This window comes from Streptococcus infantis, from assembly GCF_047463615.1.
GTDB classification, from domain to species: Bacteria; Bacillota; Bacilli; order Lactobacillales; family Streptococcaceae; genus Streptococcus; species Streptococcus infantis_X.
On record NZ_JASHDO010000001.1, the window covers coordinates 516,176 to 531,071 of the forward strand.

The window sequence follows — 14,896 nt, forward strand, 5'->3', positions numbered from 1 at the left end:
TTGTTTTTCTCCACTACAATAAGTAAGGAGTTCGAGCCATCGTTAGACGAAAACTCTCTTATATTTTAATCTTCTTTTCTTTTGACAGCTAAGAGTGCTGCTGAAACTGCCATGCTAACACTTGCAACGAAGAGAGCTGTTTCAGAGTTATGTTCACCCGTATTTGGAAGAGCATTTGAATTTACCTCTTTAGATGTATCTTTATTCTCTACTGAAAGTTTTGAATCTTCTCGATACTCTGGTTTTTCCACTACAGGCGCAGGTTGGTTACCTACTGTACCAATTTGGCCTTTGTATTCTGGAACTTCATGGATTGCGCCATCACTTCCATTCACACCTCCGGTAAACTCTGGTACTTCATGAATCGTTGCTTCTGCTCCATTTACACCACCTGTAAATTCTGGTGCTTGGCTCACAGTTGCTTCTGCTGCGTTAACTCCACCCTTGAATTCTGGAACTTCGTTTACAGCTACCTCTTCTCCTGCCGTTCCAACTAGTCCTGTATACTCTGGAACTTCTACAACTGGTGCTGGCTCATCGCCTACTGTACCTAGAACCCCTGTATATTCTGGAAGTTCTACAACTGGTGCTGGCTCATCACCTGCTGTACCTAGAACCCCTGTATATTCTGGAAGTTCTACAACCGGTGCTGGCTCATCGCCTACTGTACCTAGAACCCCTGTATATTCTGGAAGTTCTACAACCGGTGCTGGCTCATCGCCTACTGTACCTAGAACCCCTGTATATTCTGGAAGTTCTACAACCGGTGCTGGTTCATCGCCTGTTGTGCCAACTACTCCTGTATACTCTGGAACTTCTACAACCGGTGCTGGTTCATCACCTGCTGTACCTAGAACCCCTGTGTATTCTGGAAGCTCTACAACCGGTGCTGGTTCATCACCTGCTGTACCTAGAACCCCTGTGTATTCTGGAAGCTCTACAACCGGTGCTGGTTCATCACCTGCTGTACCTAGAACCCCTGTGTATTCTGGAAGCTCTACAACTGGAGCTGGCTCATCGCCTGCTGTGCCAACTATTCCTGTATACTCTGGAAGTTCTACAACTGGGGCTGCTTCGTCGCCTGCTGTGCCAACTACTCCTGTGTATTCTGGAAGCTCTACAACCGGCGCTGCTTCATCGCCTGCTGTACCAATCGGATCTGTGTATTCCGGAAGCTCTACAACTGGAGCTGGCTCATCGCCTACTGTACCAATCGGATCTGTGTATTCTGGAACTTCTACAACTGGGGCTGCTTCGTCACCCTTGCTTGATGTTGGAGTTTCTGGTTTAGGATCTGGAGTTGGCTCTGGATCTGGAGTTGGTTCTGGATCTGGAGTTGGCTCTGGATCTGGAGTTGGTTTAGGATCTGGAGTTGGTTCTGGGTTCGGAGTTGGTTTAGGATCTGGAGTTGGTTCTGGGTTCGGAGTTGGCTCTGGATCTGGTGTTGGTTTAGGATCTGGTGTTGGTTCTGGGTTCGGAGTTGGCTCTGGATCTGGAGTTGGAGTAGGTGTTTCATCTTTCAATTGATCAAGATAATCTGTAAAGTATTCAAGCATTCTATTAGTCAAGAGATGGTTATCTGTAGCATATTTCATGCTAGCAACAACACCTGCAACTTCTTCTTGATTGCTCTTATTAGTCAATTTTTGAGCCTTGGCCAATGCAGCTTCATATGCTGATGTATCAAGACCTGCTTCAGCAACTTGAGGACGAGCAAAAATCAATTCTGCAGCTGATTGATATTGGTTACCACCATCTCCATAAGTTCTTGTTCCTGTTAGGACAATCTTCTTAGCTTTGATAGTTTTACCGAAGTCGATATCTTTTGGTTTATTGTTGTCAGCCCAATTAGTTGCATTGAAGGTATGCTCCTTACCTGTTTCATCAGTAACCACAAGAGTCACATCTCTCAAGTTACCATTTGAACCTGAACCACGTGGAACATAACGGAAGCCTGTAATTTCAGTTGGTTCTTTCAAGACCATGGTTGCTGGCTTGCCAACATCTCCTCCGCCCCATGATGTATGCCATAGGCTAGACAAGTTACCGTCAAAGGCATTTTCAATACCTTCACCAACCTGAGCAGGAGCTGAAAGACTTGCAAAGTCATCTGCCACAAGAGCTACTTTCTTCAAAACTAAAGCGTCTTTCAATGCATTAACCTTAGCGATTTCTGCTTTAGCTTCTTCTACACTGATGTCATCGTCTGCTTGACTGAGGTTGAAGACTGCTTCTTTCAAAGCATCCATAGATTCTTGGGTGTAATTAGTCATGGCTACAGTTGGAAGATAATTCTTGACAGCATTTTCTGTCATCATCTTACCTGTCAAGACAATCTCTTCGATTTGAAGTCTATCCATGATGAAGTCATTGTAACCACGGAAGTTAGCATTACCACCAGAATCTCCACGAGTATTACTTGCGTTACCTGTTGAGTAGATACCGATCCAAGTATCGCCAGTTTCAGCTCCTGTCACTAGGAAGGTTGCACGTTTCGCTTTTGGAGAATCTGTCCATGAGTTTGGTAATTCATGCATTTCGAGATCGCTTGCTTGACTACCACGACGACCAGATTGGAATTCTCCCTTACCTACAACAAATGCGTAAGTACTATCTGAACCAGCTTCGTAGTCAAATGTGATACGGTAGGTCTTACCTGCTTCGAAGCGGAAGTTTTGTGGAATTGTTTGGTAAACCAAGTTACGACGGCTAACTAGACCATTTGTCTTGAGTGACCAATTTCCTTCGATAACGTCGTCAACTTTCTTGCCGTTCCAATCACGTTGTGTGTATGGAGCATGTTTTTCAGACAAGTGAGTACGGTTGTCTTCAACACCTTCGATTCCACCGATGACAAATGGGAAGATACCTTGTCCAACATTTTCAAAGTCTTGTTTGAAGACACCTGTTGCAGTATCGTGACCATCACCGTACATAGCAGAGTCATTTTCAAAGGTACGGATTTCATCGAAGTAAGTTGCCTCTTCTCCTGCTTCACGACTCAAGGTCAAGGTTACATTTGATACATCTGAACCTGTTGTGAAGAAGGCATACATATTTTGGAAGTAACTTGTATCATTAACAGTTGCGTTGTCACGACGTGTGTTATGAGCGTATGCTTTAACATAGTTAAGAGCGAGTGACTTGTTAGTGTAGTTGGTCACTTCTTTCTCACCAGTGTTAACAGTAATGCTTGCTTTAGCATCACTACGGTTATCAACACCGACATAGACAGCATATTTAGTATTTGGTTTCAAGCCAGTCAATTTTTGAGTGAGACTAACTTTTTCTTTATTGCCTTGGATGCGGAGCATTTGGTTGGCACCTTGAGATTTAACAACTGTCGCTTTAGAAGCATCACCTTCAATCTTCCAATGATCTAAAGATTCACTGTTAAATCCTTGGTCATAGATGTGCATTCCTTCACTCCATGCCATTTCAGGATTTATTTGTTTAGAACGATAAAGAACATAAGGTTGATTTGCTAGAAGGTCAAGTGTAATCTTACCATCTTTGACAGCCACTTCTTGTTCTTCAGTCTTACCTTGGTCTGTTAGTTTGTAAAGGTAAACTTTGCCGTTTGCCCAGTCGCTAGGAAGTGTCCAAGTTGTTGCACCTTTTTCAGTATTGAAGTAGTACATCTTTTCTTTGTCGCCAGTTAGCTTGTTACCATTTGCATCCCAATTCCAAGGTGTCAAGTAGGCTGAACCATCTTGAATGACACGACCGTTGAGAGTAACTGTGCGTTCACGGTATTGTGGGCTATTAACATCATTCGATTTACGAGTAACAACTACCTTGTTGTTTTCCTCGTCGACCAATTCAACCTTCATTTCAGGTGTCCACTTATAAGTACCACCATTGTCAGTCATGGTTACTGGTTTACCATCTTCCCATTTGCTAACAGTGAAGTGTTGGAAGTACTTGGTCATAACGTCGTGGGCAAACAAGTTGGTTACATAACCGTTGTAGTCACTACGACCTTGCCAACCTTCGAAGTCTTTCATGCTGTATCCGCCTAGAAGTGGGTAGTTTGCCGCACCTCCGTAGCTTCTGTAATCACCAACCCAAGCATCTTTTTGGTGGTTACGGATAAAGCGAGTAATGGCACTGTTGATACCTTTATTGGTATAGCCACCATAAGTCAAGTCAGCCGCCCAGTGATGGAAGGTAGAGTCATACTCACCACCATGGCCCCACTCAATTGCAAAACGCCAACCTTGTTTGTTGATTTCTTTTGCAAGAACGTGAGTTGCCCAAGCACCGTTGTCACCTGATTGGCCGTTACCCCAAACGTCGACATAGATGAAATCTAGGCCTTCACCTAATTCTTTCTTCAATTCTTCCCAACGTGCTAAACGTCCATGAGCCAAGTCATAAGCTGCATCGATATTGATACCTTGGTCAAGCCAGTTCCAACCGTAGCTATAGCTACCATCTGCATTTTTACGAAGAATATTTTCATTGAAGTATTTTGATTCAGGATAGGTTTCTGAAGCATTGACGTGGATACCCAGGTGGGCACCATATTTCTTAGCTTTTTCAATAAGAGCTTTAAAGTCTTCAACACCACCGATACGTTTACCGATGTCTGCATAGTTCAAGTGTCCAGAGTCATGTCCTTCACTTCCGTATCCCTTAAGAAGTACACCTTGACCAAGACCATCTGTATGGAGGTTGATCTTCTTGATACCATCCAAGGTCATAAGGAATGGGTTTTGTGCTTGTGAACCAAAGTTCATGGCGATACGATAGGCTGTAATATTTTTTACTTTTTCCCAACCTTGAGGGTTGTTCATAATGCTACGGTATGCAATCGCACCATCTTGCCAGTCTACTTTATTATCAGCATTGGCATCTTCTGTGATGACAACTTTAGCACTTGGAAGTTCCTTAGTATATGCTGGGAAGACAATACCATTGTGAGCTTTTTCCCACTGCCATTCAGAGCTATGAATTTCAACGTAGTTGGCATTACCAACAGTATTCTTGTAAGCTGTCAAACGTGTCCAGTCGTAAGAACCACCACCGTAGCTGTTTTGTGAGTTGCTCCATACACCAGCAGCAAGTTTATCTGTTGAAACAAATCCATACATGTAACCTTTAGCCAAATCTTTCATTGGATTTGTTACTTCGATATGGTCATCACCACTTACGTGAGTGTTGTTTGACATGGTTGCCCCATCAAACTTAGCTCCTGCTTGGTCGCTTGATACAGATACCAAGGCATTTCCTAGGAAGCTGATTGAAGAAAGTAGTTTGCGTTCATCATCAATCTTCTGTCCTGGTATTACTTGGTTATGGTTGACAATCTTAGTTACATCAAAGTGAAGTTGATTGTCCACCACTTGCAAACGAACGGTCATATCTGCATTGATGAGGTTCTCCGCATCACGGAGTTTCATTTCATACTCAGCAGTTGTTGCATTGACCTTTTTATAGGTAACTTCAGGAGTCACAGCGTGCTTGTTGATCACAACTTGATTAATTGGTTGAACTTGTCCTGGAAGCTTGTTTCCATTTAGAACATATTCTTTAACACGTGGGAAGGCTTGGTCAATAACTGCTTTCAATACTGTAGATTCGAGCGTGTCATATTTGACTTTGCTATCGTCTACTGTATCACCTTTTTCTTTTTCAGCAGCCTCTTGGTCGTTTTTCACGCCTTCTTGGTCATCTGTCTTAACATTTACAATGGTTCTCTCACTGCCATAGCTTCCAGCCTTAAGAACGATTTTCTTCTCATCTTTGAGTTTGTCGTTGACTGCAGATGGTAAGGTAAGTGTGTCAAAGAGTTTGACATCATTGTTTGTTGCGTTAAGCTGTCCATCTGATTTGAGGCTGATCGTCAAGTGGTTGACAGAACCATTTACTGGTGCCGCAACACGACCACCTTGGTACCAAAGTCCACTACCGTTTGTCTTGTATTCCCAGAACCATCCGCCTTGGTCATACCCTACAAAAACGTTGTTATCTGTATCTTTAAATTTCATAAAGACACCAAAGCGTGATTTACCTGTTTCAGACTCTTCTTTGAAGGTCAAATCAACTGTAGCATTTCCATTTTCATCAACAGTCAAACCTTCTTTTTCAAACAAGGCTGGTTTTTTACCATTATCATTTTGAGCAGTTGACGCTAGTTGGTTGTAACGAACTCCATTTTCTTCACGAATCGTTACGGTTCCCTGTTGTTCTTTATTTTCAACAGTTTTCCATTCTGGAGTCACCTCTTTTGATTCAGCCGGTTTAGTTTCAGCTGGTTTGTTCTCAGCTGGTTTGTTCTCAGCTGGTTTTTCTTCTTTTGGCTTATCTTCTTTTGGTTTCTCTTCCTTGTCTTCAACTTGTTTATCAAGTGCATCTAGACCTGCTGGTTTTGTTGTTTCAATGCCCTTGATATAGTTTTGAATCCATTCAAGCTGCGCTGGTGAGAAGAGAATCCCTCCACTGCGGCTTCCAACAACACCATTTTGGTGGATACCGATCAATTTTCCATTTTCATCGAAAATTCCGCCTCCACTTGCACCTGGTTCACTTCCTTGATAGCTGATGCCACGAACACCTTCACCATGATTATTGATATCTTCAACTGTCGTATTGAGGATTGGAGAAAGTTTTCCAGTTGGATAACCAAACACGTGTACCTTATCTCCAACCTTAGTAGTTGCAGGTTTGTCAGTCACTTCAACAGGAGCGTTTGCAAGAGGAGAACGAAGCTTAACGATGGCCAAGTCATTTTTATAACCTTTTAGGAATCCTTCACGGTCCCAGTGCTTAACATCATTCTTACTGAATTTAACATCAGGTGCTCCTTCGTAAGAAACTGAATAAACATCGCCATCACTTTCAATATTATCAGCTACCTTACGATTGTTTCCGTCTGGAACATCTTTGATAAAGTTATGAGAAACAGATAAAACTAGATTTTCACCGATGACGATACCGCTACCAACACCAGCTGCACTTTGAATTTTTACTGTTGCTCCATAGTTTAATTCACCATTTTTTGTTTTAGCGACATCTTCTGGAACTAAACTTTTATCTTCTTTTGCTAAATCATCTTTTGAGGTAGAATGTCCACTATCTTCAGCCTTATCGAGTTTTTCGCGTAAATCTTTAGGAAGTTCATTTTCAGTTGCTGAAGTTGCTGCAGCTTCTTTTTCTTTCTCCAGTAATTCTTCCTCAGTTTTTGGTCCTTCGGTAACTTCTGGAGACCCTTGATTTTCTCCAGGTTTCGGTGCTTCAAAATCACGTCCATCATCTTTTTTTGCGTTAGCAAGAGCTGCAGCCAAATCTGCTGGCATATTTGCTGTTGAACCTGTTTGCGGAGAATCTGCAAGAACAGTGCTAGTTCCAAAGAAAGCTGCACCAATCATGACTGAAGCAACCCCTAATGAAAATTTCCGAATACTATATTTGCAACGTTTTTCAAATAATCTTTTATTCATCGGTTTTTTGTTCCTTTCAGTTTACAAAGTAAGCGTTTGCATTTTTGTTTAAAAAAATATCCTCCTCAATTTTTTAACGCCACTAGATAAACATATAATTTTTTCTATACCAATTTAATATATCAAAAACAGTTTAAAAAATCAATACTTTAACAGGTAAAACTAGTAAAAGTATAATCCAATTTCCTGACTATTCTGAATAGAATTTCAGAAGGCCTTATTTCTAGCCATTTCGTCAAAAAAAGAAACTTAATCAGAAAAGTTAAACTAACTTCGTCTAACTTTTCAATAAAGTTTCCATGCATTTTTATACTGTTTTTACGTTTTTTATTGTTGTAAAACTTTTCGTGGTTTGGTTCCTTCTGCAGGACCAATAACCCCAGCCATCTCTAACTCTTCCATAAGGCGAGTCGCCCTGTTAAAGCCAACAGATAAGCGTCTCTGAATCATGGATGCACTTGCTTTTTGGGTTTCAATAACTAGTGCTTTAGCTTCTTCAAAGAGTGGGTCTCCACCCTCATCACCTGTGCCAGAATCAGCATCTGTCTCAGAAACTTCTCCTGGATCAAAACTGTCATCATAATCAGCATCTGCTTGAGCCTTAATGAAGCTAACAATACGCTCAACATCATCATCCGAGATAAAGGAGCCTTGCAAGCGAACCGGGTGGTTTTCATCGATTGGTTTAAAGAGCATGTCCCCTCGACCAAGCAATTTCTCAGCACCATTTTCATCCAAAATCGTACGTGAATCCGTTCCAGAAGATACAGCAAAGGCTACACGAGATGGTACATTGGCCTTAATCAGACCAGAAATAACATCCACTGAAGGACGCTGGGTCGCGAGGATCATATGAATACCAGCTGCACGCGCCTTTTGTCCGAGTCGGATAATGGCATCTTCTACTTCCTTGCTGGCCACCATCATAAGGTCAGCTAACTCATCGACAATCACGACAATCAAAGGAAGAGGTACTTGTTTGTACTCAGATTGAGCGTTGAATTCCTCAACCTTGGCATTGAAACCAGCAATATTACGAACTCCAATTTTGGCAAAGAGTTCATAACGGTTTTCCATCTCATCTACGACTTTTTGAAGGGCCTTGCTGGCCTTACGAGGGTTAGTCACGACCGGAATCAAGAGGTGAGGAATATCATTATAGACTGACAACTCAACCATCTTAGGATCCACCATCATAAACTTGACTTGGTCTGGACGTGCCTTCATAAGAATACTTGCGATAATACCATTAACTGCAACAGATTTACCAGACCCAGTCGAACCAGCTACTAGCAAGTGAGGCATTTTAGCCAGGTCGAAACTGCGAGCTGTACCATTGACGGCTTTGCCAAGGGGAATTTCTAGCAGATTTTCAGGTTTTGTTTGAGATTGTTCCCAAAGCTCACGGAAGGATACAGTTGCAATTTCCGAGTTAGGAACTTCGATACCTACCAAGGATTTCCCTGGAATTGGAGCTTCGATACGGACATCTTTCGCAGCCAAGGCCAGAGCCAAGTCATCTGCTAGATTGGAAATACGATTAACCCGCACACCAACTGCTGGCTTGACTTCGTACTTGGTAACTGATGGTCCGATTTCAGCACGTTCAACCGTTACCTTGATACCGAAACTCGCAAAGGTTTCTTCCAAAATCTTGATATTCTCTCGAACAATTTTCTTTTCCTTGGACTGATCTTTTGGCTTATCGGGTGCAAAGAGTTGCAAGCTGGGGAGTTTGTACTCTAAAGCTTTTTTAGCAGAAAAATCTACCTCAACATCTTCATCTTCTGCATAGTCATCCTCCTGAGGAATGTCATCTACTTTAGGATAATCATAGTCCGCTTGAGGGAGAATAATCTCCGGTTCCACCCATTCTCCCTCAGGCAGAGGTGGTAGATCATCAAAGTGAATAGGAGGTGCTTCTAAAATCTCGCCAGTTTCCATATCAACAGGAGGGATATCTAACAAGGCTTGCTCTGCTTGTTCTTTTTCTAGTCTTTCCTGTTCCTCTGCTTCCTTACGAGCTTTTTCTTCTTCTCGTTTGATGAAGCGTTCTTGTTTCCTCTGCTCACGTCGCTCCATCCAAAGTGCAAAACGTGCTCCAAGAAAATCAGCGACATCATAGACAGACCAAGGACTAACTAGAAGAGCACCGATTAAGATTAAGATGGCTCCGATAAAATAAGTGCCAATATTTGAAAAGAGAAAGGCTACTGGAATGTAGAGAGCAACACCTAAAAGTCCTCCTCCAGCAAAGCTAGTCACACGAAAGCCTGTCAAATCTGTCAACACTTGAGCCAAAGTCCCCTTTAAGACAGACTGCTCGATGCCATATTTCCATACTAGATAAGCTTCAAAAATTAGCAATAAACCTGAAAAAATGCAAAGAAAACCTGAGATCAGACCTTCTCGCTTCCGAATCCATTTAAAAAGAAAAAGATAGACTAGGACGACAACAATGACCAGATAAGCCAGACTTCCTACTAGTAATCGAATAAGGTTATAGAGGGTGAGTCCCACTGCTCCTAATTTCAGAGCAGCGAACATTAAGCAAAAAGCTATAACCAAGGAAACTAACATCCGTTGGATAGCTTGCTTTCTTTCTAATTCAGCTTTTGACGGTCTCCGTCTTGTTTTACTTGTATTCTTGTTTGCCATATATCTATTATAACACACTTCAGAAACTTTGTTTGAAGTGAAAAATGACTGCATCTACAAGACACAATCATCTTTCGTTAATATTTCTGAATTTTCTATTCTATATAATTTTTCAACAACCTTGTCTCACTACCTCTTCAAAAATTTAATTGCTGATTTTCTTGCTTTCTCAACCTTTTCGATTTCCAACTTCTCTACAGCAGATGTAGGTATCCATTTTTTCCCAAATAAAACTTGAACTGCTTCTATCATCAGAGCACAAGCTTGCAAGTCCTTTTCTTCTGCAATCGCTTCACCAAACAAATCCTTTGTTTTCTCTATCAAGACTTCTTTTTCTACTTGATAAAAAGATAATTGCATCAAACTGCTGGCAGACCAGGCGCGACAAAGTGGATCTTGGTCAGTCAAGAGATGTTGTCCTAAGATTTCTACCTCACTTATTGAACCAATCCACCCTAGGGCAATGATTAATTTTCTACGATTTGAAACTTCAGAATTAGGTAAAAGAGAGAGCAGAATAGGAAGTAGTTGCTTGCAAGAAGACGCATAAAAATCTCTATGTCTTGCTTTGGAGAGGATCTTCGCTAGGAAATAAACAATCAAAATGCGTTGACTCTCATCTTCCTCTTGATTGAGAGTTTCCAAAAGATAGTCTATTCCCTCCTGCCCATGCTGGTCAAAACTCACTTCAAAATTCAGGTCAGTTCCTTCCTCCCAATCTTTGCAAATGATCTCAAAATGAAAGGCAATTTCTGGGCTCCTACCTAAATCAACTATAAAATGAATTCGTTTAGAATCAGGAAAATTCTCCTCCACCAAGCTGGCATAGGCCTTCTGCAACTCTTCTTTTGTAAGATGTTGGTAAGGGATTTTTTCTTTCTCTAGTTTGTCGATTCCTTCTTTTCTAGAATCACTCATGACACTTATCTCCTCTAAGGTATTTGTAGAACTTTAGCATGCTATCATTTAAATTTTCTAAGATTTACCTCTATTATACCACTTTAAAGGTCGGTCTCCCTAACTCCATCATCAAAAAATGACTGCCCACTTTCGTGTTCAGTCATTTGAATCTATTTGTGATTATTTTTCTAATGGTTTACGAAGGTAACCATAAACTACACCACTAACAAGTGCTCCTACCAAGACAAAGACAAGGTAAAGAAGGGCATTTGTTGTAAGAGCGATAACGAAGATTCCTCCGTGAGGTGCCATCAGTTTGATACCTGCAAGACCAACAAGTCCACCTGCTACTGCTGAACCAAGGATAAAGCTTGGGATAGCACGAGCTGGGTCAGCTGCACCAAACGGAATTGCACCTTCAGTGATGAATGACAAGCCCATTACGATATTTGTCAAACCAGAGTTGCGTTCTTCTTTGGTGAATTTATCTTTGAAGAGAAGAGTTGCAACAAAGATTGCAAGTGGTGGAACCATTCCTCCAGCCATAACCGCTGCCATGGCTACTGAACCACCTGTTGACACTGTTGCTGCAAGAGTACCAGTACCAAAGACATAAGCTGCTTTATTGACAGGTCCCCCCATATCGACAGCCATCATTCCTCCAAGAACGATACCAAGAAGGACAGCTGAACCGCCTCCAAGACCACCAAGGAAGTCATTCATAGCAGTGTTGATTGCTGCCATTGGGATGTTCACCGCCAGCATAACAAATCCTGTCAAGATTGTTCCAAAAAGTGGCAAGAGAAGGATTGATTTAGCACCTTCAAGTGAGCGAGGAACCTTCACGTATTTCTTAACCAAGAGCACCAAGGCACCTGCGATAAATCCACCAACAAGGGCTCCTAGGAAACCTGATGATACCCCTGCAAGAGCTGAAGTTGCTTCACCACCCTGAGCGTAAGGGATTTTACCAAAGGCGTAACCTTCTTTGGCGATAGCACCAGCTACGAAACCGGCTACCAAACCTGGTTTTTCAGCGATTGAGTAAGCAACAAATCCTGCAAATACTGGAAGCATCAAACCGAAGGCTGAACCACCAATTTTCATGAACATCGAAGCGAGTTCATGGTAAGAACCAAGATTTCCAAGACTCTCATTAGGCACACCCAAAGCACCATCAATCAAGAAGGCAAGGGCAATCATGATGCCACCACCGATAACGAATGGCAACATTTGTGATACACCACTCATCAAGTGTTTGTAGAAGGCACCACCTAGACTTTGTTTTTCGTTAGACGCTGTTGAAGCTTGTGCTCCGTTAGCAGCTCGGTAGACTTCAGCATTACCAGAAAGAGCCAAGTTGATCAACTCTTCTGTCTTACGAATACCATCTGCAACTGGACGATTGACCAATGGTTTGCCATCAAAACGATCCATTTCAACTGCTTTATCTGCAGCAATGATAACAGCTTTGGCATTGCGGATATCTTCTGCTGTTAATTTGTTGCCAACACCACTTGCACCGTTGGTTTCAACCTTGATACCAACACCCATTTCCGCAGCCACTTTTTGAAGAACTTCTTGGGCCATGTATGTGTGGGCAATTCCTGTTGTACAAGCTGTAACTGCTACGATAAAGTCACCAGATTCATTAGCAGAAGCCTGAGCTGGTTCCTCAGCTTTTTCTGAAGCTTGATCAAAGAGTTCGATGACTTGATCAGCTGATGTCGCTTGACGAAGTTTGTCAGCAAATCCGTCTTTCATCAAGTATTGAGACAATTCTGCCAAGGCAGCCAAGTGAGTATCATTGGCACCTTCTGGAGCAGCGATCATGAAGAAGAGGTCAGTTGGTTGCCCATCTAAACTTTCATAGTCAACACCCTTGTTTGACTTAGCAAAGAGAACAGTCGCTTCCTTAACAGCAGGATTTTTGCTGTGTGGCATTGCAATACCATCACCCAAACCTGTAGAAGTCAAAGCTTCACGCGCTAAGATTCCTTCTTTAAAAGTTTCAAAATCTGACACATATCCGTGCTCTACCAAGCTATGAATCATTTCTTCGATAGCTGCTGTTTTTTCAGTTGCTTGCAAATCAAGCAACATGACATCTTTTCTCAATAAATCCTGAATTTTCATCTTTTTTCTACCTCAACTTTTTCATAAGTCTCTTTAATAAATGCTGCAGTTGCCAAGTCATCTGAGAAGGTTGTTGCTGTTCCACAAGCCACTCCCCATTTGAAGGCTTCCACTGCGTCTTTTGATTTGACAAACTCACCTGTAAATCCAGCAACCATAGAGTCACCAGCACCTACTGAGTTTTTCACGGTTCCCTTGATAGGTTTAGCAAAGTATGCTCCCTCGGAGGTTACCAGAAGGGCTCCATCCCCAGCCATAGAGATGATGACATTTTGAGCACCTTTAGCCAGCAATTCTCGAGCGTATTTTTCAATCTCATCTAAGCTTTCGAGTTTCACTTCAAAAATAGCTCCAAGTTCATGATTATTTGGTTTGACCAAAAGTGGTTGATAATCCAAACTATCAATCAAGGTCTGACCTTCAAAATCACAGACTACTTGAGCGCCTGTCTGACGCGTCAAAGCAATCAATTCCTTATAGATGACATTGCCTACGTTTTTAGCACTCGAACCCGCAAATACCACTGTATCTTCTGCTGTTAGACTTGAAAGAATAGCTTTTAATTCTTCAAGCTGTTCTGGCTCAACAGTAGGACCTGTCCCATTGATTTCGGTTTCTTGGTCTGCTTTGATCTTGACGTTGATACGCGTATCTTCTGCCACTTGGACAAATTGCGTTTCAATTTGCTCTTCAGCTAAAGTATCTGTGATAAATTTTCCAGTAAAGCCTCCGATGAAGCCTGTCGCTGTATTTGGAATATCCAAGCGTTTCAAGACACGGCTAACATTGATTCCCTTACCACCAGCAAACTTATCATCACTATCCATACGATTAACACTACCAACTTCCACTTTATCCAGACGGACAATATAGTCAATAGATGGATTTAGCGTGACTGTATAAATCATACTTCGATAACCTCCGTTTTTTCTTTGATAGCTGGCAAGAGTTCGTGACCCTTGCTTGTAATAACAATTGCTCGTTTTATAGGCGCAACCTTAGCGAAACAAGACTGACCAATCTTGGATGAATCAGCCAAAATATAGGTTTGTTTGGCATTTTCTAAAATAGCACGCTTAACAGCTCCCTCCTCCATATCTGGAGTTGTATAATAACCTTCATCCACACCGTTCATTCCGATGAAGGCACGGTCAAAGTGAAGCTGGTTAATCTGATTAAGCGCGACACCACCGATGCTGGCATCAGTTGTCATCTTAACTCCACCACCGATAATCACCGTTGGGATTTGCTTATCCACTAATTGAACTGCATGGTGAATGGAGTTAGTCACAACAGTAATGTCTTTTCGCTCCAATTCCTTAATGAGAAAGGCTGTTGTACTTCCTGCATCCACAAAGATAACATCTTTTTCTTTGATGAGGGAAGCTGCTTTTTGCGCAATCAATTTTTTCTCTTGAAGGTTTTTGACAGATTTTTCTTGAATGGTTTCTTCTTCTTGCAAGGAGTGAGGCAACTCTGCTCCTCCATGAACTCGGCGAAGTTTATTTTCCGATTCCAATTCATCTAAATCTCGTCTAACCGTTGATTCTGACGTGTCTAACAAACCTACTAATTTCTCTAGAGAAATGACTTTATGTTTGCCTAGCTCCTCTAAAATTAATTTTTTTCTCTCGGTTTTTAGCACTTACTCACCTCCTGTTAACGATTACAGTAATCATTCTACCACAAAAAAAATCAAAGTCAAGCACTTTTTATCATTTTCTTTCACTTTCTATCATTTTGCCAATTATTTGAAT

At 41.7% G+C, this 14,896-nt stretch carries 6 protein-coding genes; all 6 read right to left on the minus strand.

Annotated features, from left to right (window positions below; all coding sequences use genetic code 11):
* Nucleotides 1–65: 65 nt before the first annotated feature.
* Nucleotides 66–7,445 carry a SpGH101 family endo-alpha-N-acetylgalactosaminidase gene (locus QM874_RS02600; RefSeq protein ID WP_414316092.1) on the minus strand — a complete coding sequence of 2,460 codons (7,380 nt, stop codon included), beginning with the start codon at nt 7,443–7,445 and terminating at the stop codon, nt 66–68.
* 327 nt (nt 7,446–7,772) lie between these two features.
* Nucleotides 7,773–10,103, minus strand: coding sequence for a DNA translocase FtsK (locus tag QM874_RS02605; RefSeq protein WP_414316093.1), 2,331 nt, complete (start codon nt 10,101–10,103; stop codon nt 7,773–7,775).
* 129 nt (nt 10,104–10,232) lie between these two features.
* Nucleotides 10,233–11,021, minus strand: a complete 789-nt coding sequence (locus QM874_RS02610) for a HEAT repeat domain-containing protein (protein WP_414316094.1) — start codon at nt 11,019–11,021, stop codon at nt 10,233–10,235.
* Between the two features lie 162 nt (nt 11,022–11,183).
* On the minus strand, nt 11,184–13,139 hold the full coding sequence (locus QM874_RS02615) for a fructose-specific PTS transporter subunit EIIC (protein ID WP_414316095.1): 1,956 nt from the start codon (nt 13,137–13,139) through the stop codon (nt 11,184–11,186).
* The gene (gene pfkB / locus QM874_RS02620; RefSeq protein WP_414316096.1) at nt 13,136–14,047 is read right to left on the minus strand and encodes a 1-phosphofructokinase; all 912 of its coding nucleotides are present in this window, start codon (nt 14,045–14,047) and stop codon (nt 13,136–13,138) included. Before pfkB ends, QM874_RS02615 begins: the two co-directional genes overlap by 4 nt.
* Nucleotides 14,044–14,784 (minus strand): DeoR/GlpR family DNA-binding transcription regulator, encoded by a 741-nt coding sequence (locus QM874_RS02625; RefSeq protein WP_414316097.1) that lies wholly within the window; start codon nt 14,782–14,784, stop codon nt 14,044–14,046. Before QM874_RS02625 ends, pfkB begins: the two co-directional genes overlap by 4 nt.
* Between the last annotated feature and the right edge of the window lie 112 nt (nt 14,785–14,896).